This window comes from Sphingosinicella sp. (assembly GCF_041916975.1).
GTDB lineage: Bacteria > Pseudomonadota > Alphaproteobacteria > Sphingomonadales > Sphingomonadaceae > Sphingosinicella.
Genome location: NZ_JAYRYK010000001.1, coordinates 890324 through 913676, shown reverse-complemented (window position 1 = coordinate 913676; position 23353 = coordinate 890324). Strand labels below are relative to the sequence as shown.

18 protein-coding genes are annotated in these 23353 nt (G+C 65.8%); 16 read left to right on the top strand and 2 right to left on the bottom strand.

The genetic code is table 11. The annotated features are described in order from the left end of the window. The first annotated feature begins 24 nt into the window (after positions 1-24). The 6 genes from ACE3TJ_RS04235 to ftsH all read left to right on the top strand — a co-directional run bounded on the left by ACE3TJ_RS04235 (position 25) and on the right by ftsH (position 8174). Complete coding sequence (locus tag ACE3TJ_RS04235) at positions 25-1017, top strand: NAD(P)H-dependent flavin oxidoreductase (protein ID WP_374599301.1); 993 nt, start codon at positions 25-27, stop codon at positions 1015-1017. After that, positions 1014-3293, top strand: coding sequence for a phosphoenolpyruvate--protein phosphotransferase (gene ptsP / locus ACE3TJ_RS04230; RefSeq protein WP_374594172.1), 2280 nt, complete (start codon positions 1014-1016; stop codon positions 3291-3293). The genes ACE3TJ_RS04235 and ptsP overlap by 4 nt, the downstream gene beginning before the upstream one ends. Before the next feature lie 90 nt (positions 3294-3383). Continuing rightward, positions 3384-4256: a helix-turn-helix domain-containing protein gene (locus ACE3TJ_RS04225; RefSeq protein ID WP_374594170.1), complete on the top strand. Its 873-nt coding sequence runs from the start codon at positions 3384-3386 to the stop codon at positions 4254-4256. A gap of 73 nt (positions 4257-4329) precedes the next feature. After that, entirely contained in the window at positions 4330-5214 is an 885-nt protein-coding gene (locus ACE3TJ_RS04220) for a hypothetical protein (protein WP_374594168.1), read from the top strand. Then, complete coding sequence (tilS, locus tag ACE3TJ_RS04215; RefSeq protein WP_374594166.1) at positions 5186-6157, top strand: tRNA lysidine(34) synthetase TilS; 972 nt, start codon at positions 5186-5188, stop codon at positions 6155-6157. Before ACE3TJ_RS04220 ends, tilS begins: the two co-directional genes overlap by 29 nt. Before the next feature lie 73 nt (positions 6158-6230). Then, a complete protein-coding gene (gene ftsH / locus ACE3TJ_RS04210) occupies positions 6231-8174 on the top strand; it encodes an ATP-dependent zinc metalloprotease FtsH (RefSeq protein WP_374594163.1) in 1944 nt (647 codons plus the stop codon). A 57-nt stretch (positions 8175-8231) separates the two neighbouring features. Here the strand turns inward: ftsH and ACE3TJ_RS04205 are convergent, their stop codons facing one another. Continuing rightward, positions 8232-9983: a DUF885 family protein gene (locus ACE3TJ_RS04205; RefSeq protein WP_374594161.1), complete on the bottom strand. Its 1752-nt coding sequence runs from the start codon at positions 9981-9983 to the stop codon at positions 8232-8234. A 206-nt stretch (positions 9984-10189) separates the two neighbouring features. On the opposite strand from ACE3TJ_RS04205, the gene ACE3TJ_RS04200 reads away from it, so the two are divergent. The 4 genes from ACE3TJ_RS04200 to ACE3TJ_RS04185 all read left to right on the top strand — a co-directional run bounded on the left by ACE3TJ_RS04200 (position 10190) and on the right by ACE3TJ_RS04185 (position 14534). Beyond that, positions 10190-11233, top strand: coding sequence for a hypothetical protein (locus ACE3TJ_RS04200; protein ID WP_374594159.1), 1044 nt, complete (start codon positions 10190-10192; stop codon positions 11231-11233). Between the two features lie 99 nt (positions 11234-11332). Further along, positions 11333-12790, top strand: a complete 1458-nt coding sequence (locus tag ACE3TJ_RS04195) for a coniferyl aldehyde dehydrogenase (protein WP_374594157.1) — start codon at positions 11333-11335, stop codon at positions 12788-12790. Then, a complete protein-coding gene (locus ACE3TJ_RS04190; RefSeq protein ID WP_374594155.1) occupies positions 12787-13674 on the top strand; it encodes a pirin family protein in 888 nt (295 codons plus the stop codon). The genes ACE3TJ_RS04195 and ACE3TJ_RS04190 overlap by 4 nt, the downstream gene beginning before the upstream one ends. A gap of 95 nt (positions 13675-13769) precedes the next feature. Further along, a complete protein-coding gene (locus tag ACE3TJ_RS04185; RefSeq protein ID WP_374594153.1) occupies positions 13770-14534 on the top strand; it encodes a hypothetical protein in 765 nt (254 codons plus the stop codon). Positions 14535-14603: 69 nt separating this feature from the next. Here ACE3TJ_RS04185 and ACE3TJ_RS04180 read toward each other — a convergent pair whose 3' ends face one another. Further along, entirely contained in the window at positions 14604-15323 is a 720-nt protein-coding gene (locus ACE3TJ_RS04180) for a PEP-CTERM sorting domain-containing protein (RefSeq protein WP_374594151.1), read from the bottom strand. 264 nt (positions 15324-15587) lie between these two features. On the opposite strand from ACE3TJ_RS04180, the gene ACE3TJ_RS04175 reads away from it, so the two are divergent. The 6 genes from ACE3TJ_RS04175 to ACE3TJ_RS04150 all read left to right on the top strand — a co-directional run bounded on the left by ACE3TJ_RS04175 (position 15588) and on the right by ACE3TJ_RS04150 (position 23343). Beyond that, entirely contained in the window at positions 15588-16772 is a 1185-nt protein-coding gene (locus tag ACE3TJ_RS04175) for a carbohydrate porin (RefSeq protein ID WP_374594149.1), read from the top strand. Positions 16773-16785: 13 nt separating this feature from the next. Continuing rightward, on the top strand, positions 16786-17856 hold the full coding sequence (locus ACE3TJ_RS04170) for a PepSY-associated TM helix domain-containing protein (protein WP_374594147.1): 1071 nt from the start codon (positions 16786-16788) through the stop codon (positions 17854-17856). After that, a complete protein-coding gene (locus ACE3TJ_RS04165; protein WP_374594145.1) occupies positions 17853-18449 on the top strand; it encodes an FMN-binding negative transcriptional regulator in 597 nt (198 codons plus the stop codon). The genes ACE3TJ_RS04170 and ACE3TJ_RS04165 overlap by 4 nt, the downstream gene beginning before the upstream one ends. 72 nt (positions 18450-18521) lie before the next feature. Further along, positions 18522-20045: an APC family permease gene (locus ACE3TJ_RS04160; RefSeq protein WP_374594143.1), complete on the top strand. Its 1524-nt coding sequence runs from the start codon at positions 18522-18524 to the stop codon at positions 20043-20045. A gap of 4 nt (positions 20046-20049) precedes the next feature. Continuing rightward, positions 20050-21033, top strand: a complete 984-nt coding sequence (locus tag ACE3TJ_RS04155) for an alpha/beta hydrolase fold domain-containing protein (RefSeq protein ID WP_374594141.1) — start codon at positions 20050-20052, stop codon at positions 21031-21033. Between the two features lie 120 nt (positions 21034-21153). After that, positions 21154-23343 carry a TonB-dependent siderophore receptor gene (locus ACE3TJ_RS04150; protein ID WP_374594139.1) on the top strand — a complete coding sequence of 730 codons (2190 nt, stop codon included), beginning with the start codon at positions 21154-21156 and terminating at the stop codon, positions 23341-23343. The last annotated feature ends 10 nt before the right edge of the window (positions 23344-23353 follow it).

Below are 23353 nucleotides of genomic sequence, written 5' to 3'. Positions count from 1 at the left end.
GGCCGTGATCGCCTCGATGCGCTGATGGCGCGCGGCTGTGCCTTCCTTGGCACACGCTATGCGATCATGGCCGGTGCGATGACCTGGGTTTCGGAGCGGAATCTCGTTTCCGCCATCTCGAACGCCGGCGGTTTCGGGATGATCGCGTGCGGCGCGATGGACCCGGCGCGGCTTCGCGAGGAGATCGTGGCGACGCGCGCGCTGACGTCCAAGCCCTTCGGCGTCAATCTCATCACGATGCACCCGGCGCTGCTGGAACTCATCCAGGTCTGTGCCGAGGAAAAGGTCGGTCATATCGCGCTTGCGGGCGGGATTCCTTCAGGTCCGGCGATCGAGGCGGTGAAGGCGGCAGGCGCGAAGCTGATCTGCTTCGCCCCGGCGCTCGCCTTCGCGAAGAAACTGGTGCGCTCGGGCGTTGACGCGCTCGTTATTGAGGGCACCGAGGCGGGCGGCCATATCGGCCCTGTTTCCACGACCGTTCTGGCGCAGGAAATCCTGCCCAACATCACCGATGTGCCGGTATTCGTCGCGGGCGGCATCGGCCATGGCGAGGCGATCGCAGCGTTCCTTGAAATGGGCGCGGCTGGTGTGCAGCTCGGCACGCGCTTCGTCTGTGCGACCGAAAGCGTCGCACATCCGAAGTTCAAGCAGGCCTTCATCCGCGCTGCTGCACGCGATGCCGTCGCGAGCGTGCAGATCGATCCGCGCCTGCCGGTGATCCCGGTGCGTGCGCTCAAGAACGCCGGAACCGAGGCGTTTACGGCGAAGCAGCGCGAGGTTGCCGGGCTTCTCGACACGGGCGCGGTGGATATGGATGCCGCGCAGCTCCAGATCGAGCACTACTGGGCGGGCGCGCTGCGCCGTGCTGTGGTAGACGGCGATATCGAGAACGGCTCGCTGATGGCGGGCCAGTCGGTCGGCATGGTGAAGCGCGAGGAGCCTGTGCAGGCGATCATCGACGAACTGGTCAGCGAGGCGGCGGCGGCCCTTGCGCGCCGCGGCGCGCAGGCTGCATGAACGCCGAGAGGAACGTCTCGGCAACCAGCGCCGCGCGCGAGATTCTGCGGCGGCTTCACGATGTCATGGCGACCAAGGCCGGCGCGCAGGCGAAGCTGAACCGCGTCGTCGATATCGTTGCGGGTGCGCTTTCTTCCGAAGTCTGCTCGGTCTACCTGCTGCGCGACGGCGTCCTCGAACTGTTCGCCACACGCGGCCTTGCCCAGTCCGCCGTGCACGTTACGCGGCTTGCCGTGGGCGAAGGCCTTGTCGGCACGATCGCGAAGACGCGCGAAGCGCTCAATCTCGCCGAGGCGAAGGCGCACCCGGATTTCGCGTACAAGCCGGAAACGGGGGAAGAGAGCTTCCACAGCTTCGCGGGCGTGCCCATCATCCGGCAGGAAACCGCGATCGGCGTTCTTGCCGTGCAGCATGTCGATCCGCGCGAATATGCGGATATCGAGATCGAGGCGCTGCAGACGACCGCGATGGTGCTGGCGGAGCTGATCTCGTCGGCAGGCCTCGTCGACGACCAGACCGTGCAGCAGGCGCGCGAACGCGAAAGCCGTCCCGCGCGGATGACCGGGCTCAAGCTCGTCGAGGGCGTCGGGCGCGGGCAGGCGGTGTTCCACCAACCGCGCGTCATCGTGGAGCACACCGTTGCCGACGACATCGAGGCGGAGCGCGCGCGCGTCTATGCCGCGTTCCAGATGATGCGCGAGCAGATCGACAATATGATGGGCCAGGCGGACTTTGCCGCGCCGGGCGATCACGACGAGATCCTCGAAACCTACAAGATGTTCGCCTACGACGAGGGCTGGTCGCGGCGCATCAACGAAGCGATCGATACCGGCCTTACAGCCGAGGCGGCGATCGAGCGCGTACAGATGAAGACGCGCACGCGGATGCGCGCCACGAAGGATCCGTTCTTCCAGGAGCGCCTGCACGACCTCGACGACCTCTCGAACCGCCTGCTGCGCATCGTTTCCGGGCAGATGGACACGGCGGCGAAGCGGGGCCTGCAGCAGGACATGATCCTGATCGCCCGCAATCTCGGGCCTGCCGAGCTTCTGGAATACGACAAACGCTTCCTGCGCGGCGTGGTGCTGGAGGAAGGCTCGCTCACCGCGCACGTCACCATCATCGCGCGGGCGATGGGCATTCCGGTGCTCGGGCGCGTGAAGGATCTGCGCACCACGATCTTCGAAGGCGATCCGCTACTGCTCGATGCGCAGCGCGGGGCGCTGTTCGTGCGGCCGAGCGAGCCGGTCGTCCACCAGTTCGAGGAACAGGTGGCGCTGAAGGCGCGTCGGCAGGCCGAATATGCGAAACTTCGCGACCTCCCCGCCGAAACCGTGGACGGTGCGCGCATCACGCTGATGATGAACGCGGGCCTGCGTTCGGACATGGAAGCGCTCGACATCACGAATGCGGACGGCATCGGGCTGTTCCGCACCGAGTTCCAGTTCCTCGTTTCGGCGACGCTGCCGCGCCGCGAGCGGCAGACGCAGCTCTACAAGGCGGTGCTCGACGCGGCGGGTGACCGCCCTGTGACGTTCCGCACGGTCGATATCGGCGGCGACAAGGCCGTGCCCTACATGATGGGCGACACCGTGGAGGAGAACCCGGCGCTCGGCTGGCGCGCGCTTCGCCTCGCGCTTGAACGCGAAGGGCTGATGAAGGTGCAGGCGCGCGCGCTCATCGACGCCGCTGCCGGGCGCACGCTCCGCCTGATGTTCCCGATGGTTTCGGAGCCGTGGGAGTTCGACGAGGCGCGCGCGCTTGTGGAGGCGCAGCTTTCGCGCATGGTTGCGCGCGGCCATCCTGTGCCGAAGAAGATCGAATTCGGCTGTATGCTTGAAGTGCCCGCGCTCGCGGAGTCTCTCGATCTCCTGCTGCCGCGCATCGATTTCCTGTCGGTCGGCACCAACGATCTCACGCAGTTCCTGTTCGCGGCGGACCGCGCCAATCCCAAGCTCGCCGATCGGTATGACTGGCTTTCGGTATCGCTGCTGCGCTTCCTGAAGCGCGTGTCGGATCAGGCGCGTGCCGCGCGGCGGCCCGTGACCGTGTGTGGCGAGATGGGCGGGCGCCCGCTGGATGCGCTGGCCCTGCTCGGCATCGGCATCGAGCGCCTGTCGATCACGCCAGCGGGGATCGGCCCGATGAAGGCGATGATCCGGTCGCTCGCGCTCGCGCCGCTCCAGCACGAGATGGAGGGCTGGCTGCGCCGGGGGATCAACATCCGCACGGCGCTGACGGAATATGCATCGAGCCGCGGCATCGCCGCTGGCTGAGGCCGTGCCGCGACGAAGCGCGTTGACACTGGCGAAGCTGCGCGCGAACGTGGCAATTGGGCGAGTTGGCGTCTGTTCGGAGGGTTTTGGGTGAGCGACGAGCTGGAAACGCAGGACGGTATTGATCTCGGCGGCGCGCGTCACATCGGCGAGGTGCTGCGCGCGCGGCGGTTGGAACTCGGCCGGGAATTGGCCGACATTGCCCATCAGACCCGCGTGCCGCTGCGACACCTGACAGCGATCGAAGAGGGCAAGCACGATACGTTGCCGGCGCTGCCCTACACGATCGGCTTCGTGAAGTCCTACGCGCGCATACTCGGCCTCGACCCGGATACGACCGCGGAACAGTTTCGCCGCGAAACGACGAAGCCCGACCGCGTGATCCCGACGATGGATCATGAGCCGATCGAGGATGTGCGCGTGCCTACACGCGGCGCGGCTCTGCTCGGTATCGTGCTGCTCGGCGTTGTCGTGCTGGCGGTCGCGGCGTGGGGCCTCGGCTGGTTCGGCGGTGACGAGACGCCTGCTGTGGCGGAAGCTCCGGCGGGATCGGATGACGGCGCGACCGTTGCGGTGGATACGCCACCCGCACCGCAGGCTTCGTCACCTGCCGCGGCGGAAGTGCCTGCGGCCGACGCAGCGACGGCGGCGGTTGCTACGCCCGCGCCTGCAGTGCCGACGGGCGGTACGATCGTCGTCACCGCGCGCGAGGATGCGTGGGTGAAGATATACGAGACCGGCTCCGGCCGCTCCGTGTTTCAGGGCGTGATGGCGGCGGGCGACCGTTATGAGGTTCCCGCGGATCGACAGGATCTGCTGCTCTGGACAGGCCGCGCAGGCGCGCTCGACCTCACCGTGGGCGGTACGGCAATTCCGCCGCTTGGCGCCGCGACGCAGACTGTTCGCGATGTGCCGCTGACGGCGGCGGGTCTCTCAGCGCGGGCGCAGCCGCGCGCGGAGTGATGCGCTTCAGTTTCAGGCAAGGGACGGGTTGCTAGGCTCGGCCCTGCGTCTATCAATTGTCGGGAAAGCCATGATGAAATTCAAACCTTTGCTCCTTTTGACCCTGCCGCTGTTGCTCCCTGCGGTGCCCGCCGCTGCGCAGCAGACCGCCCAGCAGGTGGAAGGCCGGGTGAAGAAGCTGGAAAGCGAAATGCGCGCCGTGCAGCGCAAGGTGTTTCCGGGCGGCTCCAAAGAGTATTTCGAGGCGGAAATTCAAGCGCCTGCTGCGCCGGTGACGGCGCCGGGCGTGCCTGCCTCCAACCCGCTGAGCGACCTCTCGCGCCGCGTCGATTCGCTCGAAAGCCAGCTCACCACGATGACCGGGCAGATCGAGGAAAACAGCTTCAAGGTGCGTCAGCTCGAAGCCGCGCTTGAGAAGTTCAAGACCGACGCCGAGTTCCGCCTGACCACGCTGGAGGGCGGCGCGCCGCCGCCCGCGGCGGGGACCGCAGGCGTGTTCCCGCCCCCCGGCGCGCCGACGGCACCCGCGACCACACCGCCTCAGCAGGCCGCAGCCGCACCGCTGACACCTGAGCAGGAATATAACGCCGCCTACGGCCTCGTGACCGCCAAGAACTATCCGGCGGCCGAGAAGGCGCTTTCTGCCTTCATCGCGAAGAACCCGAAGCACGCCCGCGCCAGCAACGCGCAGTATTGGCTGGGCCGCACCTATTTCGCGCAGAACCAGCCGGTTCAGGCAGCGCGCACGCTGCTCGAAAACTACCAGAAACGGCCGGAGGGCGAACGCGCGCCGGAAAGCCTGCTCTGGCTCGGCAAGTCACTGATGGCGTTCTCGCCGCCCAGTCCGCAGAAGGCGTGCGAGGCCTTTGATCAGCTTGAGGAGAGCTACGGCAAGAAACTCTCGCAGTCGCTCCGCACGCAGCTCGTGGATGCCCGCTCGGCAGCCCGCTGCGGCTGACCCCGGCCTGACGCCGGAGCGCTTCCGTGCGGCGGTCGAGGCGCTGGCGCCTGATCTTCGCGGAGGGGTCGCGCTCGCCGTCTCGGGCGGGCCGGACAGCCTTGCACTGCTGCTCCTCGCGCACCGCGCCGGTTTCGACGCTGTGGCGCTTACGGTCGATCATCGACTCCGGCCCGAAGCCGCGGCGGAAGCGCGCCATGTCGCTGCCGTTGCCGCGGGGCTCGGCGTGCCGCACGTCACGCTTGCGGTCGATGTCCCGCGGACGGCGAGCGTGCAGGCGGCGGCGCGTGGTGTGCGCTATGCGGCGATGGCGGGCTGGTGCGACGCCAATGATGTACGCTGGCTGATGACCGCGCACCATGCCGACGATCAGGCCGAGACGCTGCTGATGCGCCTGTCGCGCGGCAGTGGGCTTGGCGGCATGGCGGGAATCCGGGCGCGGCGAGCCGTGGAGGGCCATGCCGTCACGCTGCTCCGCCCGCTGCTTGGCGCGCGGAAGGCCGAGCTTGTCGGGCTGGTGGAAGCGGCAGGTATCGCGGCTGTCGATGATCCGAGCAACCGGAGTGACGCATACGACCGAACCGGTGCGCGGGCGTTGCTCGCGGGGGGAGGGGTGGACGCAGGGGGTGCGGTTGCGACGGCCGCGCATCTTGCGGAGGCTGAGGCGGCGCTTCAGTGGGTTGCGGACGAGGCCTGGGCCGGGCGCGCCAGCGTCTCCGGGGAGGCCATCGCGCTCGATACGCGGGGGCTTCCGGCCGAACTGGTTCGGCGGCTCGTGCTCAGGGCGTTTCGCGAGATGCAGGGTGTCGAGCCCGATGGTCCGGCGCTCCAGCGCTTGCTTGTTGGGCAGGGGGGTACGCTGGGGGGCGTGCTCGTGGAGGGCGGTCCGTTGTGGCGCTTCCGGCCCGAGCCGCCGCGAAAAATGCGCACATCCACCGAATAGGCCGCAATAGCGGTTGTCGTTAACGGCTGCGTGCCTATCTTAGAACCGAACCCTTTTCAGGAATACGAACCCGATGGACGAGAACAAGAAGCGACCGACCGGACCCTGGGGCAAAAGCCTCGCCATGTGGGCGGTCATCCTGCTCGCGGTCGTCGTGCTCGTTTCGGTCTACAACGCTCCTCAATCGCAGGGCGCGGTGCAGCAGATCGCCTATTCGGAGTTCATCACCAAGGTGAACGAGGGCGCCGTCCGCGAGGTCGATATCCGTGGGCAGGACATCGCGGGACGCCTCACCAGCGGCGAGATGTTCAGCACCTATTCGCCGGGCGACCCCGGCCTCGTCGAACGGCTCGAAGCCTCGGGCGTCAAGTTCAAGGCGCAGCCGGAGGAAAGCCGCTCGCTGCTCGCCGCGATCCTCATCAACATCCTGCCGTTCCTCCTCATCCTCGGCATCTGGATCTTCGTGATGCAGCGGATGCAGAACGGCGCGGGCAAGGGCGCGATGGGCTTCGGCAAGAGCCGCGCCAAGCTGCTGACCGAAAAGCAGGGCCGCGTGACGTTCGACGATGTCGCGGGCATTGATGAAGCACGCGAAGAGCTTGAGGAAATTGTCGACTTCCTGAAGGATCCGGGCCGCTTCTCGCGTCTCGGCGGCAAGATTCCGAAGGGTGCGCTGCTCGTCGGCTCGCCCGGCACCGGCAAGACGCTGCTCGCGCGCGCCATCGCGGGCGAGGCGAACGTGCCGTTCTTCACCATTTCAGGCTCCGACTTCGTCGAGATGTTCGTCGGCGTCGGCGCCAGCCGCGTGCGTGACATGTTCGAGCAGGCGAAGAAGTCCGCGCCCTGCATCATCTTCATCGACGAAATCGACGCGGTCGGCCGCCATCGCGGCGCCGGCCTCGGCGGCGGCAACGACGAGCGCGAGCAGACGCTGAACCAGCTCCTCGTCGAGATGGACGGCTTCGACGCGAACGAAGGCATCATCATCATCGCCGCTACGAACCGCCCGGACGTGCTCGACCCCGCGCTGCTGCGTCCCGGCCGCTTCGACCGCCAGGTCGTCGTGCCGCGCCCGGATATCGAAGGCCGCGAGAAGATCCTGCGCGTCCACATGCGCAAGGTGCCGCTGGCGCCGGATGTCGACGCCCGCACCATCGCGCGCGGTACGCCCGGCTTCTCGGGCGCCGATCTTGCGAACCTCGTGAACGAAGCGGCGCTGATGGCGGCGCGCAAGTCGAAGCGCCTCGTCGGCATGGCCGAGTTCGAGGAAGCCAAGGACAAGGTCATGATGGGCAGCGAGCGCCGCTCGATGATCATGACCGAGGACGAGAAGAAGATGACCGCCTATCACGAGGCCGGTCACGCCATCGTCGCGCTGCACGAGGCGGCGTCCGATCCGATCCACAAGGCGACGATCATCCCGCGCGGCCGTGCGCTCGGCATGGTGATGCGCCTGCCGGAGCGGGACCAGTATTCCTACCACCGTGACAAGATGCACGCGAACCTCGCCGTCTCGATGGGCGGCCGCGTCGCCGAGGAAATCATCTTCGGTTACGACAAGGTTTCCTCGGGCGCCTCGTCGGACATTCAGTATGCGACCGATCTTGCGCGCAGCATGGTCACGCAGTGGGGGCTTTCGGACAAGCTCGGCCCGATGAAGCTCGCGGAAAACCAGGAAGAGGTTTTCCTCGGCCACAGTGTCACCAAGACGCAGAACGTGTCTGAACAGACCGCGCAGTTGATTGATCACGAGATCAAGGAGATCGTGATGCGCGGCTACGAACGCGCCAAGACGCTGCTCACCGAAAACAGCGAGGAGCTGCACACGCTCGCGCAGGCGCTGCTCGAATACGAGACGCTCTCGGGCGACGAGATCAAGGCGCTGCTCGCGGGTGAAGGCGTGGACCGCGACCGTGGCAGCAAGGCACGGCCAGCCGCCGTCTCGACCGGCGTCAGCGCCATCCCGAAGACCGGCAAACGCGGCTTCGGCGGGGAGCCGAGCCCGCAGGGGGTTTGAACGGCGGCATCCACGAGAAACGGACGGGGCGCTTCGGCGCCCCGTTTTCGTTCAGGTCTATTTTGCGCAGGCCTTCCGCGTTGCGGCCTGCCACGCCTCGATCCGGCTGCGCAGCGCTTTCAGCGGCAGCGCGCCGCCGGAGAGAACGTGCTGGTGGAAGTCGCGTAGATCGAAACATTTGCCGAGCGACGATTCTGATTCCGCGCGCAACGCCGCGATTTCGAGACCGCCACTGTCGTAAGAGGTGAGCTGGCCGGGAATGACCGCGATCCGGTCCAGCATGTCCGCCGCGGCAGCTTCGTCGAAGCGACCGCTCTCGACGAGATAGGCCATGGCCTTCGCGCGGCTCCAGCCGAACATGTGGATGCCCGGATCGACAACCATGCCGCGTGCCATCCACGCGCGCCGCGTGATGCCCGCGTAGGGTGTTTCATAAACGCCGAGTTCCTCCACCAAGCGTTCCGAATAGCGCGCCCAGCCTTCGACATAGGCGCCGGTGAGCGCGATGCGGAGCAGCGGCACTTTCGCCGCCAGTTCCTGTGTCATGGCGATCTGCAGGTGATGGCCGGGGATCGTTTCGTGCACGACAGTGACTTCGGCGCCGCCCTTCGTCTCGGTCTTCCAATGATCGAGCGGCAACATGTAACGGCCCGGCTTCGAAGGATCAGGCTCGGGGAGATAGTGCGCGGGAACGCCGCTTCCCGCCTCGGTCGCGGGCAGAACCTCGATCGCGGCGGGTTGCTTCGGGAGTTGCTGGAAAGCGGTGGCGCTGAGTTTCGTCGTCCGCGCGAGGCTCCGCTTCGAGAAATCGACGAGGTCATCGGCCGTAGCGAAATGATTGTCCGGTGCGTCCTTCACCGCGGCAAGGGTGGCGGCGAGGTCGGAGGTTCCAAAGCGCTTGCCGCCGATCGCGATGATATCCTTCACGTTTTGCGCAACGGCCGCCTCGCCGACTGCCATGACCTCGGCGGGCGTGCGGTCCAGCGTCGTCGAGGCACGGAGCAGCGCCTGGTAGCAGGCGGCGCCGTTCGGCAGCTCCGAAAGCGCGATGCCTTCGCGCGCTTTCGGCAGATATTCTTCGGCGAGGAAATCGCGATAGCGTTTCAGCGCGCCGTGCACGCCCTCCGCAACGATCGGCCTGAACCGGGCCTTGAAGGCGGCGTCGCTATCGGCGCGGGCCGGGGCATAGAAGGGGGATTGTTCGGCGGGCAGCGCGAGCAGCCGGTCGAGCTGGCCAACGACGCGGGTGACGACCGAGCGCGGCACGGCATAGCCTTGCTTCAGGCCTTCACGGAGGTTGGCGATATCCTGATCGGCGTAAGCGGGCAGGCTCTCCCAGCGCCGGATCGCATCCGCGCGTGCATCGGGCGTGCCGGTGGCCTGTGCCTGCGCAAGCCGCGAAAGCGTGACCTGCCACCCGGTCATGTGGCTGATGCTCCAAAGGGGTTGATTGCAAACCCGCAGCGCGCGCGCGGCTTCGAGGCCGTCGGCCATCAGCGCGTAGGAGGCGCGGCCGGCATCATCGAGCTTTGCTTCGTCTACGCCTTTCAGGTCTTGCCACAGCCGGTCTTCCTCCGCCGCGACGGACTTCAGGGTTTCAGGGTCGATGGGCGGCAGCGCGGACTGGCGGGCGCCTTCGATCCCGGAAAGCGGCACGAGTTCGGGGCTGCTGCGGAGCAGGAGTGTGATGTAGCGGTCGGAGAGCGCGTCGATCGTGGTTTGCGCCGCCGCCGTTTGCGGCAGGGCCACGGATGCAAGAGCGAGTGCTGCTGTTGTGAACCCTGTAAATACCCGCCGCGATATACGCATCGCTACCCTCCCGTTTTCTTCCTCGTCCCGCCCCTTCTCTATGGCGCGCCGGGCTACGGCGATGCAATCCCGATAAAGACAGAATTTTCGTAATGGAGAATTTTAGGGTGGAGGCAAAGGGAGCCGAGGCTCCACTCAGCTTGCGTTCATCCCGTTCGTCACATAGTCGAAACGACCGTGTGGGATGGACGGGGAAGGGGGCTCTCATGCTGAAGCGTGCACTGTTTATGGCTCTGGTGCTGGCGTCGGGGACGGCTGCCGCGCAGACAAATGTGCCTCCAGAAGAGCTTTACGGCCGCTATGCGCCGGGCGGAGACTGCTCGAAGCAGCCGCGCATCGAGGTGAGCAAGACGGGCGTGGTCATCGATACGGCGGCGGGGCGGCAGGGGCCGCTTCCCATCGACGTCTGCTACTCCTGCGCGGGCGGCGCGCAGTATGAAGGCATCCAGCGCTGGGTGTATGTGAAATACGGCAAGGACAAGTGGGGCGGGGACAACATGCCCGTCATCATGATGTTCAACGCTGATGAACAGCGCGGCGCCGTGCAGATCGACCATGACAACACACTGAAAACGCCCATCGGCGCGCCGATGACGCAGATCGTGCAGGCGCGTAAGCTGAAGCTGTGCGGCGCGGTGGTAACCCAAAGCGCGGCCGGGAAGCCCGCAACGGCCGCGAAGGCTGCTGTTGTCGCGCCGAAGCCGGCCGCGCCCGCGAAAACGCCAGCGGACGGTTTCGCGGCTGTGCTCGGCGGGCTGCTGAAGCCGGGGGATTATGCGGCGAACAGTTTTTACGACTGGCGGCATATCGAAGCCGCGCCGCACGTCACTTGGGCGGCACTTCCGCCCGAAATGCTCGACAAGCCGATGTCGAACGGCGAGTATTTCCGCCGCGCGGGTATGGCGAATGTTGCCGGGCAGCAATTGAAAGTGCTCGCGGGCGGTGCGCGCACGATGGTGATGAACCTCTATTTCAAGAACGAGGGCAAGCCGATCGGTACGCCCGCCCTACTCGCGGCGCTGAAGGGCGCGGGCTACACGGCGACGCTCGCGCGCTGCCCGAAGCTGAAGGGCATGAACGCGCCGGTGTGGTATCGTCTTTCGGCGCCGGGGAAGCGCCCCGCCTATCTGTGGGTTACGGGCGCGCGGCCGCCGCAGCAGCCGTGGGAAGGCTTCAGCCTTTCGCTCGACGAGGCGATGAAGCCGCTGACCCCGCGCGAGGCGACGGTCTATACGGACAGATGCGCTTGAAAAGCAGCCGCTCGACCTGACGATTTCGCCCGGGTGGCGGGATACGCCGCCACCGGTTAAAGTGCCGCTCAAATCCATGCGTTTTGAGGGAGGCGCGTTATGGCGACTGCGGCCATTCTGCCGGGTGAGGCGAAATCCATTGAAGCGATGACGGCGCTGCTGGCGCGGCAGCGTGCGGCATTCATGGCGGAGTTGCCCGTTGGCGCTGCTGTCCGCAAGGATCGCCTGCGCCGCGCGGTCGACCTCGTGCTGACGCATCAGGACCGGTTCGTGAAGGCGCTCTCCGAGGATTTCGGTCACCGGAGCGCCGAGCAGACGCTGGTGACAGACATCATGGCTTCGGTGAAGCCGCTGAAGCACGCGATCAAGCACCTCGACGCATGGATGCGCCCCGAACGGCGGAAGCTTGATTTCCCGCTCGGGCTGCTCGGCGCGAAGGCGCAGGTCGTTTATCAGCCCAAGGGTGTCGTCGGCATCATCAGCCCGTGGAACTTCCCGGTGAACCTCACCTTCGGGCCGCTCGCGGGCGTGTTCGCGGCCGGGAACCGGGCGATGGTGAAGCCGTCTGAGTTCACGCCCGTCACCTCCGCGCTGATGGCGGAGCTTGCCGCACAGGCATTTGACGAGACGGAACTCGGCTTCGTCATCGGCGGGCCGGAGGTGGGCAAGGCGTTTTCGGGGCTTGCCTTCGATCACCTGATCTTCACGGGGGCCACGGCGGTCGCGAAGCACATCCTGCATGCTGCGGCGGAGAACCTCGTGCCGGTGACGCTGGAGCTTGGCGGGAAGTCGCCCGTCATCGTCTCGCGCAGCGCCGACATCGCGCAGACGACGGAGCGTGTCGCGCTCGGCAAGATGATGAACGCGGGCCAGATCTGCCTTGCGCCTGATTATCTGCTCGTGCCCAGCGAGAAGGAGGGCGAGGTTGTCGAGGGGCTGAAGACGGCGGCGGCGAAGATGTATCCGTCGCTCCTCGCGAACGACGATTACACGTCGGTGGTGAACGCGCGCCACCGCGAGCGCCTGCAGGGCCTGCTCGACGATGCCGCCGCGAAGGGCGCCGAGATCGTCACCGTGAACCCTGCGAACGAGGATTTCGCGAACACGAATTCGAACAAGATGCCGCTCAGCATCGTGCGCAATGTCTCTGATGACATGCGCGTGATGCAGGAGGAGATTTTCGGGCCTGTGCTTCCCGTGAAGACCTATCGCGAGACGGACGAGGCGGTGGCGTTCGTGAACGGGCGCGACCGGCCGCTCGGGCTCTATTACTTCGGCACGGACGGTGCGGAGGAGCGGCGCGTGCTCGATCGCACGGTGTCGGGCGGGGTTACCGTGAACGACGTGATCTTCCACGTTTCGGCGGAGGATCTGCCGTTCGGCGGCGTCGGGCCGTCGGGCATGGGGAGCTACCATGGGGCGGACGGTTTCCGCACATTCAGCCACGCGAAGAGCGTCTATCACCAGCCGAAGCTTGACCTTGCGGGCCTCGCGGGCTTGAAACCTCCCTACGGGAAGAAAACCCGCGCCACGCTCGCAAGGGAACTGAAGCCATGATCCTCCGCCGCATCGAAGGCCGCCGCCGTGATCTTGGAGGGGGCTTCGTGGTGCGGCGGGTGCTTCCGGTGGCGGGCCAGCGCATGGTCGGGCCGTTCATCTTCTGGGACCATTTCGGGCCGGTGGACTATGCGCCGGGCGATCGCTTCGACGTGCGCCCGCACCCGCATATCAACCTCGCCACGGTCACCTATTTGTTCGAAGGCGAGATCTTCCACCGCGACAGCCTTGGCAGCGCGCAGGCGATCCGTCCCGGCGCGGTGAACTGGATGACGGCGGGGCGCGGCATCACGCATTCCGAGCGCACCTCACCCGAGGTGCAGGCGGCGGGCCAGCGCATGGAAGGTATTCAGGCGTGGGTGGCGCTCCCGAAAACGCATGAGGAGGTGGAGCCGAGCTTCGTGCATCATCCGGCGGACACGCTGCCGGTGATCGAGCAGGACGGCGCGCGGCTCACGGTGATCGCGGGCACGGCCTATGGCCGGCAATCGCCGGTCGGCGTCGTCTGGCCGACGTTCTACGTGGACGTGGATGCGAAGGCGGGCGCCACGATCGACGTCTCCACCGAGCATGAGGAGCGCGCGATCTATGTGGCGAGCGGCCGCATCGCGCTTCCCGGCGGTGAGGTTGCCGAGGAAGCGACGATGCTTGTGCTCGAACCCGGCGCGAAGGTGGAATGGACGGCGGAGACGGATGCGCGCGTGCTGATGCTCGGCGGCAAGGCGATGGACGGGCCGCGCGAGATCTGGTGGAACTTCGTTTCCTCCCGGCCGGAGCGCCTGAACCAGGCCATCGACGATTGGGAAGCCGACCGCTTCGCGCATATTCCGGGGGACGACGACGAGCGTATCCCACTACCGAGCGATCCACGGCCGAAGGCATAGCACGCATCCGGAACGGCTTGTTTTGAACGCTGGGCCGCCCTATCGCTGAGCCGCGTCCGGGTCGTAGCCGCCCGGCTTTTGCCGGGATTGCTCGCGTGTTTCAGTCGGTCGGCCCTTTCCTGCGTTCTGTACCTGCGCGACTTCGCGACGGGTTCAAGCGGCGCGGCGCGGGCATCCTGTTCGCGCTCTTCGTCGAAGGGCTGCTGGCGCTGCTGCTGCTGACGCTGGCGCCGTCGATTTCCGAGAAGGTGGTGCCGATGGCGGTGTTCCGGCTCGACATGATCCGGGATGAAGAACCCGAGAGCGAAGCCGAGGCCCCGGAAACGCAAAGCGCCGCAGCGCAGCCTCCGGAACTGAAATCCCCGCCGAAGCCGGTCGAGCCGCCGCCGGTGCCGATCGAATTGCCCGTGATCCAGCTCTCGCGCGAGGAGATGGCGGCAACCGACATCGCGAAGCTGCCGCCGCCGACCGCGCCTGCGCCGCGGCCCATGATGGGCCCGCCGGCCCCGACGTTTGCCGGCGACAGCCAGCGTGTCGACGGGACGGGGCCGAACGGCGAGCCGCTTTATGCGGCGTCGTGGTACCGCGAGCCCTATGACGATGAGCTGGCCGGTTATCTTTCGACGGCGCGGGGGCCGGGGTGGGGCCTTATCGCGTGCCGCACGGTTCAGGATTTCCGCGTCGAGGATTGCGTGGCGCTGGGAGAGTATCCGCAAGGCTCACAGATTGCGCGCTCGGTGCTCGCCGCCGCGTGGCAGTTCCGCGTGCGCCCGCCGCAGATCGGCGGACGGGCGATGGTCGGCGAATGGGTGCGCATCCGCATTGATTATGGTCTCGAACGGCGCGCGGCACGGCACTAGCGGCCCTAGACTTCAAAAGAAAACGGCGGCCCTTTCGGACCGCCGCTTCTTTCAGCGTATGAGGTTGGTTTACTTGGCCTTGCGGCGGCGCGCGGCGCCGAGACCGGCGAGGCCGAGACCGAAAAGGGCCAGCGCGGCCGGTTCAGGCGTGTCGACGGGCGGCGGCGGCGGGATCAGGTCACCGGTGATAAGGACGTTGTCGATCTTCACCCAATCTTCGCAGTCGTCCCATTCCTTCTTCTTCTTGACGTCCTTGCAGACCTTCTTGTAGCGGCCGCCGACCCACTTCCACTCGCACTCTTCGACCCAGTAATACTCGGTGTAAGAGCTATCCTTCGAGACAAGCTTGAAGATCAGGTCGAGCCCGGCGACGTCCTTCACGTCGAGCGCGAGCGAGACGTTGGTCCAGTTCCACGCGCCGTCGAGCGAGACCGAGTAGACGAGATCGCCGAAGTAGACTTCGAGAATGTCACCGGCTTCGGTTTCCCAGGGCTTGTACTGGAACGAGAGCACGATGTTCTCGTAGCCCGTGAGATCGATGTCGTTCTGCGTCGCCGTGACTTCGCCGGCGGGATCTTCCTTCAGGCGCAGCACCTGATCGCCGTAGCCGCGGGTGAAGAGGTCCGCTTCGCTCGTGTGGTTCTCGACCCAACCGTTGCCGACAACCGGGCCGACGCCGCGGTTGAAATTGTCCTGGAACAGAATGGCCGCGTTCGCAGCAGTTGCGCCGGCCAGCAGGCCGATGGTCAGTGCAGAACCGAGCAGGTTCCGGATCATCGTCGAACGCATCAAAGTCTCCATAACGCCAAAGTAACGAGATTCGTATTGTTATACACCTGACTAGCATGAAATATGCCAAGCAAGATTTTTCAATAGATTCTATGGTTAATCACGTTTCGGTGTCGTAACTTTGTAATATATCCCGACACTGTTTCAAATTGATACAGGATTGACTTTTTCGGGCGGTGAGTGTGCCCGTTCGATGGCGCATTTGAGCAAATTGATGGCCTGTTCTGACAAGCGGCCCCACCATGCCCCCTTTATGAAAAGGGTATGGACGGAGGAACGATTGCAGGCGTGCGGCGCACGCAGTGGATGGGTCTTGCAGCGGCGCTCGGCGCGTTCGAGGCTCCGGCGATGGCATCTGAGGCGGGAGGCAAAGGCGTTCGGCTCGGCGGGTCTTACGTTGCAGATATACTCGGCAATGCCGACGGCGGCATGAAACGCGGCGTTGCCTACCTCGGCAAGCTCCAGGTGAACGCGACGCTCGGCGGCGAAGCCGTGGGATGGGACGGCGCCGAATTTTACGTCTCGGCCGAACACGTTCACGGCCGTGCCCTGTCGGGCACGCTTGTCGGCGACGCGCAGGCGGTCAGCAATATCGAGGCGGACCCGGCGCTGCGCCTGTTCGAAGCCTGGGCGGACGTGCCGCTCGGGGCGAATGCATCGGCGAAGATCGGCATGATCGACCTCAATTCAGAGTTCGATGCGCAAACCGTGGGCGGGTTGTTCATCAACTCGTCGCACGGCATCGGCCCCGACTATTCGCAGTCCGGCTTCAACGGGCCTTCGATCTTCCCGACGACATCGCTCGGGCTCGTCGGTCGCATGATGGCGGGTGAATGGACCGCGCGGGTCGCCGTGTTCGATGCGAAATCGGGCGACCCCGACTACCCGAAGCGGACGGTGCTGCGGTTCCCACCGAAGCACGGCGTTCTGCTGGCCGCCGAGGTCGAGCGCGCGCTCGGCGATGCGGCAGCGATAAAGCTGGGCGGCTGGGCCTATACATCGCGCTTCGAAGCGATCGAGATGGATACGGCGGGCGAGCCCGCGCTGAAACGGGGCAGTCGCGGTGTCTATGCGACCCTCGAAGGGCGGGTTGCCGGATCGGACGCGGCGAACGCGCTGAGCGGCTGGGTCCGCGCCGGAATCGCCGATTCCGAGATGAATGCGATCGGCAGCTATGTTGGCGGCGGCTTCAGCTACGGCGCCGAGACGTCGTTGTTCGGCCTCGCGGTTTCGCACGCGCGTCTCGGCGATCCCGCCGTGCGGGCGGGCATCGCCGATGGAGAGCGCCCGAAGCGCGCGGAAACGGCGTTCGAATTGACATGGGCGTACCGTGCGGCGCCGTGGCTGACGGTGCAGCCAAATGTGCAGTATGTCGTGAACCCCGGCTGGCGCGCCGATTTGGGCGATGCGCTCGTTGGTGGTGTGCGGCTGATCTTCGAATTGCCCTGAGGAGACAAAGCGGATGACGCTGAAAGCAAATCTGATCCGCTGGCACCGCTGGGCGGGCCTTGCGGCGGCTGCGTTCTGGCTGGTGCAGGCGCTGACCGGCGTGCTGATCGTCTTTCACTGGGAAATCCGGGATGCGTTCATCCCCGGCGCACATCGGCAGACCGATCTTGCCGCGATCGAACGCACGGTTGGGCAATTGACTCCCGAAGGTTCGGGCGCGCGGCTCGGCTCGATCTGGACGGGTGCGGGTGCGCCGGATCGCTACGATGTGAGCATCACGGGCGATATGCCCGAGGCGAACCGCAGCGTTCGCATCGACGGCGCGGGGCAAATTCTCGTCGACGGCGATTTTACGGGACCGGCGGCGTGGACGACGCCTCTGGTACTGATCCACCACCATCTGCTCGCCGGAGACACGGGAAGCTGGATCGTGGGGATCAGCGGCGTCCTGCTCGTGACCAATATTCTTTCCGGGCTCTATATCGCCTGGCCGAAGCGCGGCCAGTGGGGGCGTGCGCTGCGCGTGCAGCGCAAGGGCCAGGCGGCGGTACGCCACTACAGCTGGCACCGGGCGCTCGGCCTGATCGTGGGCGTTCCGGCGCTCGCGAGCATCACGGCGGGCGTGCTGCTGACCTTCGCGGGCGGCGTCGAGCGTATCGTACAGCCGGCGCCAATCGTGGCGCCTGCGGATGCGCCGGCGGGGGCAGCGAGCGTCGGCCTTGCCGCAGCGGCGGGAACCGCGCTTGCGGCCTATCCGGGATCAACGCTCGCGGCGGTCTATGCGCCGGAGGGCGAACGACCGGTGTGGCAGATCCGGGTAACGCAGCCTGATGAGGCGCGGCGGGCCTATGGCGCAACGCGCGTGTTCGTGAGCGCGGTGGACGGCCGCATCATCGCGCGCTTCGATGCGTTGGATGCTGCGCCCAGCCGTGCGTTCGTGGACGGGCTGTTCCCGTTCCACACGGGCGAGATGGGCGGGCTTGCCGGGCGCATCGCGGTTGCCGCGATCGGCGCGTGGCTCGTGACGATGATCATTGTCGGCGTCCTGCTCTGGGCAGCGCGGCGAAAGGTGAGGGCACGATGAGCGTTTTCATTCCGCGTGCTCAGGGCGATATCGCGGCGCTGATCGCCGCGCATCCGCTGGCGTGGATCGTCTCGAACGGGCCAGCGGGCTTCGTTTCGACGCCGCTGCCGCTTCTTGCCGAATGCGACGGCGAGGGGCGGGTGGTTGCACTGTTCGGCCATTTCGCGAAGCGCAACCCGCACGTGGCGGCGCTGGAAGCCGATCCGCGCGCCGCGATCCTGTTTCAGGGCGCAGAGGGCTATGTGTCGCCGCGTCTCGTCTCCAATCCGACATGGGGCCCGACGTGGAATTATGCCGTCGTGCGCTTCGAGACCGAGGTGGTGTTCGTGCCCGACGAAACGCCGAGCGCGGCCGAGCGGCTGGCCGCGCATCTCGAAGGCACCGGACCCGGCGCGTGGACGGTCGCGGAGATGGGCGCACGCGCGGTGCCGATGCTGGACCATATCGTCGCCTTCCGAGCGTGGGTGCTTTCGGAGCAGGCGACGTTCAAGCTGGGGCAGGACGAGAGCGCGCAGACCTTCGCGGAAATCGTGGAGCGTCACCCCGATGCGGCGCTCGCGGATGCGATGCGCGGGGCGGCCCGGAAGGAATGACGCCCGGCCCGATTGCGTGGGCGGGCACGCGCCGGCGGCAGTAAGCTGGCGCATCCTTGGGGGATTGAAGCCATGGCGCGTGCGCCGACCCGATATCTGATCCGCAAGCCGCTCGCCGACGTGCGCAGCGATATCGACCGCCACGGTCTCCACCGTGCGCTCGGCCCCGTGCATCTCGTGCTCATCGGCATCGGCTGCATCATCGGCGCGGGCGTCTATGTGATGACCGGCACAGCGGCGGCGAACTATGCCGGTCCGGCGGTGATGCTGTCGTTCGTGTTCGCGGGGCTCGCCTGCGCGTTCACCGGGCTTTGCTACGCGGAGCTTTCCTCGACGCTACCCGTTTCGGGTGCCTCCTACAGCTATGCCTATGCCGCGCTCGGCGAGGCCTTCGCCTGGGGGCTCGGCTGGATGCTGATGCTCGAACTCGGGCTGGCCGGGTCCGCGCTTGCAGTGGGCGTTTCGGGTTATCTCGTCAGCTTGCTCGGGGATTTCGGCATTCATATCCCGGCGGTTCTGGCGACGCCCTTCATTCGGCCCGCGGCAGGGGAGGCGGGAACCGCGTTCGTAACGGGCGGCGGCATCAATCTCGTTGCGACGGCGGCGGTGCTGCTGTTCGCGTTCATTCTGGTACGCGGCGTTTCACAGTCAGCGACGATCAACGCAGTGATGGTGACGGTGAAGGTGGGGGTGCTGCTCGCCTTCATTGCTTTCGGTCTGCCGCATGTCGACCCGGCGAACTGGAAGCCGTTCATCCCCGAGAACGAGGGCGGCTTCACTTACGGCTGGGCGGGCGTGCTGCGCGGTGCCTCGATCCTGTTCTTCGCCTATCTGGGCTTCGAGGCCGTCGCGACCGCCGCACTTGAGGCGAAGAAGCCGCAGCGCGATATTCCGATCGGCATTCTCGGCGCGCTCGCCATCGCGACGATCGTTTACATGGCAGTGGCCGCGGTGCTGACGGGTCTTGTCTCATACAAGATGCTGAACGTGCCCGATCCGGTCGCGGTTGCCGTCTCTGCGATCGGTATGCCGGTGCTCAGCATCGTCATCAAGGTGGGCGCGCTCACCGGGCTGTGCTCGGTGCTGATGGTGAACACCTACGCGCATTCGCGCGTGTGCTATGCGATGTCGACGGACGGGCTGCTGCCACCGCTGTTCAGCCGCGTGCACGCGCGCTTCCGCACGCCGCATCAAGGCACGTGGTTCGTGGCGCTGGCGGCGGGTGTCGCCGCGGCGTTCCTGCCGATCTCGATGCTCGGCGATCTCGTCAGCCTCGGCACGGGCTGCGTGTTCATCACCGTGGCGATCAGCGTCATCTGGCTGCGCAGCACGCAGCCGGATTTGCCGCGCCCGTTCCGCGTGCCCTTCGGCGGCATCCGCGTCGGGAACCTCTGGCTGGGCGTGGTGCCGGTGCTCGCGCTCGTCTTCTGCGTGCTGATGATGGCGCCGGTGGTGCTCGACATCATCCGCAAGGCGATGGTCGGGGAGTGGCTGCCCGCCACCATTCTCGGCCTCTACATCGCCTTCGGCATCGCCTTCTACCTTCTCTACGGCGTGCGCCATTCGCGCTTGCGCCACACCCTTTCGGAAGCCTGAACCCATGAACCAGACGACAGCCGGGGTCGCCGACGACCTCGACCCCGACATTCGCCGTTTCCAGCGCGAGATGGCCGCCGCCTACGGCCGTTACCCCGATTTCGAGCAGCTGCCGCTCGGGGAACGGCGTCGTATCGCGGAGGAAGTGCGCGCACCGTGGGCCGCAGGGGGCCCGGTGATGCACAGCACCGAAACGCTGAATGTGGGGGCGTTTGGCGTTCGCGTTCGCATCCACCGGCCCAATGCAGGGGCGATGCTGCCGGTGCTGATCTACGTCCACGGCGGAGGCTGGACGATGTTCAGCCTCGATACCCACGACCGGCTGATGCGCGAATATGCGGCGCGCGCAGGGGTCGCCGTCGTCGGCATTGACTACAGCCTGTCGCCCGAAGCGAAATTCCCGCTGGCGCTGGACGAGATCGTTTCTGTGGTGCGCTGGCTGCGCGCTGAAGGCGAAGCACACGGGCTCGATCCACGGCGCATCGCGATCGGCGGCGACTCGGCGGGCGCGAACCTCTCGGTTGCGGCCAATCTGGCGCTGGTTCGAGATGGGAAAGCGCCGCTTTCCGCCATACTTGTGAACTACGGCGCATTCGATGGCAGGGCGGATTATCCGAGCTACGGGCGCTACGATGGGCCCGCGTATAACCTTACCACCGCCGAGATGGCGGTGTTCTGGGCGAACTACCTGCGCGACGACGCCGACTTCGGAGATCCGCTCGCCTGCCCGATGCGCGCGGACCTTGCCGGGCTTCCGCCGACGTTCTTCGCGGTTGCGGCCTGCGATATTCTCGCGGACGAAAACAGGGATATGGCGGCGCGACTGGCAGCGGCGGGCGTTGCGGTCGATTTCCGCGATTATGCGGGCGCGACCCACAGTTTCCTTGAAGCCGTGTCGATCTCGCCGCTTGCAGATCGGGCGCTCGCGGAAACGTCCGAGTGGCTATCCGGGCAGATTTGCGCCAATAATGATAACGACTCGCAATAATGGCCTGATCGCGATACAGTTAGACCCTGCGCCGAAACGCCGTTCGGGCCCGGTGGGAGTAATCTGGGCGTCATAATCAACATGAGGTTCGAAACTTCATTTCATCAAAGGGGGAACGCAATGACCGTTCATGACCGGACGCTGAAAACACTGCTGCTTGCCGGGGCCGCACTCACCGGGTTCGCCGCACTTCCCGCGATGGCGCAGGAGGCAGAGCAAAGCGGATCGTCCATAGAAACCACACGCACCACGGTGGGCGGGGAAGAGATGATCGTCGTCACCGCGCGCAATTATGTGCCCGAAGGCAGCGCGACCGCGAGCAAGACCGACATCCCGCTCATCGAGACGCCGCAGTCGATCTCGGTGGTGACACGCGACCAGATCGACCTTCTGAACTTCATCGATGCACAGCAGGCAGTGCGCTACACCGCGGGCGTGTTCGGCGAGAACTACGGTCCCGATCTCCGCTTCGATTTCTTCACCGTGCGCGGCTTCACGCCGAAGCAGTATATCGACGGGCTGGCCGCGCCGATCTCCACCTCGATCTATTCGGTCGGTGTCGATCTCTACGCCTTTGAATCACTCGATCTGCTCAAGGGCCCGGCCTCGGTGCTCTACGGCAACGCCCCTCCCGGTGGTATCTACAACCAGGTCAGCCGCCGCGCGCAGAGCGCCCTTGGCGGCGAGATCAGCGCCAAGTACGGCGAGGACGATTACAAGCAGATCGCAGGGACGGTGACAGGCCCGATCGCGGATTCGATCGATGCGCGGATCACCGCGCTCTATCGCGATCGCGATTCGGAACGCGACTTCGTCTCGGCACGCCGCTTCACCGTGGCGCCGACCTTCACGTGGCGTCTTGGCGAGCGCACCACGATTACCGGGCTCGGCTATTACCAGTACGACAAGGTGAAGGGCGACACGAACGGCTTCCTGCCGGTCTACGGCACGCTGCTCGACAACCCGGTCGGCAAGGTGAAGCGCAGCACGAACCTCGGCGATCCGGCGAACGTGTATGAGCGCAAGCAGTTCGCACTCGGCTGGGATGCCGAGCATGAATTTTCCGACAGCCTGAAGTTCCGCTCCAACGTGAAGTGGAGCGACTACAAGGAAGATACGCCCACGGGCATCTACGGCGGCGGCGGCCTGATCGAGACCACCGATCCACTCGACCCGGATTATTACCGCACGGTCCAGCAGTATAATTTCAGCTACAAGGAAAAGGTGACGAGCTTCGCCACCGACAACCGGATCGATGCGAATTTCGGAACCGGCGGCGCGGAGCACAAGCTTCTTGTCGGTGTCGATTACCGCAATGTCTACAACAAGGCGGATTTCGGCTTCATCTTCGCCAATACGATCGATCTGTTCGATCCGGTGTACGCACCGCAGGCGACGTATGAACCCGGCTATCCCTCCGCGTTCAACAATCAGCGCCTGAAGCAGACCGGCGTCTACGCACAGGATCAGATCGGCTTCGGCAATTTCTATCTGACGTTCGGCGGCCGCTACGATTGGGTAAAGGTCGCGAGCGCGCTGACGGCGACGACCTCGAAGCAGGACAAGTTCACGTGGCGCGTCGGCGCGAACTATGTGAGCGACAGCGGCTTTGCGCCCTACATCAGCTACGCGACCTCGTTCGAACCCGTGCTCGGCGTCGACAGCGTGACCGGCGATGATTTCAAGCCTTCGACCGGCAAGCAGATCGAGGCGGGCATCAAGTATGACGCGCGCGGTCTGCCGGACGATGTGAAGCTTTTCGTGACCGCCGCCGTCTTCGATATCAAGCAGAAGAACGTGGTAAGCACATCGCCTTCGGTGACGCCGGTGTTCGGCACACAGAGCGGCGAGGTTGAGGTGTGGGGCGGCGAGATCGAACTCGTGGCGCGTATCCGCGAGCAGATCTCGATCAACGGCTCCTACAGCTACAACAACAGCGAAGTGAAGGAATCGAACTTCGCCGGCGAGGTCGGCGCGCCGCTGCCGACGACGCCGAAGCACAAGCTGTCGCTGTTCGTCGACTACACGATCCAGCAGGGCTCGCTCGGCGGTCTCGGCTTCGGCTTCGGCGGACGCTACAACAGCAAGAGTGCGGGCAGCCTGCCGGGCCTGTTCAATCCGGTCGTCTACAACGGTGAAAGCACGACGCTGTTCGATGCGATCATCCACTACGATACGCCGGAATGGCGCTTCGCGATCAACGGTTCGAACATCTTCGACAAGACCTATGTCGCGCGTTGCTCTGGCCCGGCCGGGTGCAACTTCGGCGCCGGTCGTCAGGTCATCGGGACGGTGACGCGCAAGTTCTGATTTGTATGCG

Excerpts from the sequence above, each read along its gene's own strand:
- ACE3TJ_RS04235 (WP_374599301.1), top strand. The coding sequence starts at position 25 with ATGGCGCGCGGCTGTGCCTTCCTTGGCACACGCTATGCGATCATGGCC.
- ptsP (WP_374594172.1), top strand. The coding sequence starts at position 1,014 with ATGAACGCCGAGAGGAACGTCTCGGCAACCAGCGCCGCGCGCGAGATT.
- ACE3TJ_RS04220 (WP_374594168.1), top strand. The coding sequence starts at position 4,330 with ATGAAATTCAAACCTTTGCTCCTTTTGACCCTGCCGCTGTTGCTCCCT.
- tilS (WP_374594166.1), top strand. The coding sequence starts at position 5,186 with ATGCCCGCTCGGCAGCCCGCTGCGGCTGACCCCGGCCTGACGCCGGAG.
- ftsH (WP_374594163.1), top strand. The coding sequence starts at position 6,231 with ATGGACGAGAACAAGAAGCGACCGACCGGACCCTGGGGCAAAAGCCTC.
- ACE3TJ_RS04205 (WP_374594161.1), bottom strand. The coding sequence starts at position 9,983 with ATGCGTATATCGCGGCGGGTATTTACAGGGTTCACAACAGCAGCACTC.
- ACE3TJ_RS04200 (WP_374594159.1), top strand. The coding sequence starts at position 10,190 with ATGCTGAAGCGTGCACTGTTTATGGCTCTGGTGCTGGCGTCGGGGACG.
- ACE3TJ_RS04195 (WP_374594157.1), top strand. The coding sequence starts at position 11,333 with ATGGCGACTGCGGCCATTCTGCCGGGTGAGGCGAAATCCATTGAAGCG.
- ACE3TJ_RS04190 (WP_374594155.1), top strand. The coding sequence starts at position 12,787 with ATGATCCTCCGCCGCATCGAAGGCCGCCGCCGTGATCTTGGAGGGGGC.
- ACE3TJ_RS04180 (WP_374594151.1), bottom strand. The coding sequence starts at position 15,323 with ATGCGTTCGACGATGATCCGGAACCTGCTCGGTTCTGCACTGACCATC.
- ACE3TJ_RS04175 (WP_374594149.1), top strand. The coding sequence starts at position 15,588 with ATGGACGGAGGAACGATTGCAGGCGTGCGGCGCACGCAGTGGATGGGT.
- ACE3TJ_RS04170 (WP_374594147.1), top strand. The coding sequence starts at position 16,786 with ATGACGCTGAAAGCAAATCTGATCCGCTGGCACCGCTGGGCGGGCCTT.
- ACE3TJ_RS04165 (WP_374594145.1), top strand. The coding sequence starts at position 17,853 with ATGAGCGTTTTCATTCCGCGTGCTCAGGGCGATATCGCGGCGCTGATC.
- ACE3TJ_RS04160 (WP_374594143.1), top strand. The coding sequence starts at position 18,522 with ATGGCGCGTGCGCCGACCCGATATCTGATCCGCAAGCCGCTCGCCGAC.
- ACE3TJ_RS04155 (WP_374594141.1), top strand. The coding sequence starts at position 20,050 with ATGAACCAGACGACAGCCGGGGTCGCCGACGACCTCGACCCCGACATT.
- ACE3TJ_RS04150 (WP_374594139.1), top strand. The coding sequence starts at position 21,154 with ATGACCGTTCATGACCGGACGCTGAAAACACTGCTGCTTGCCGGGGCC.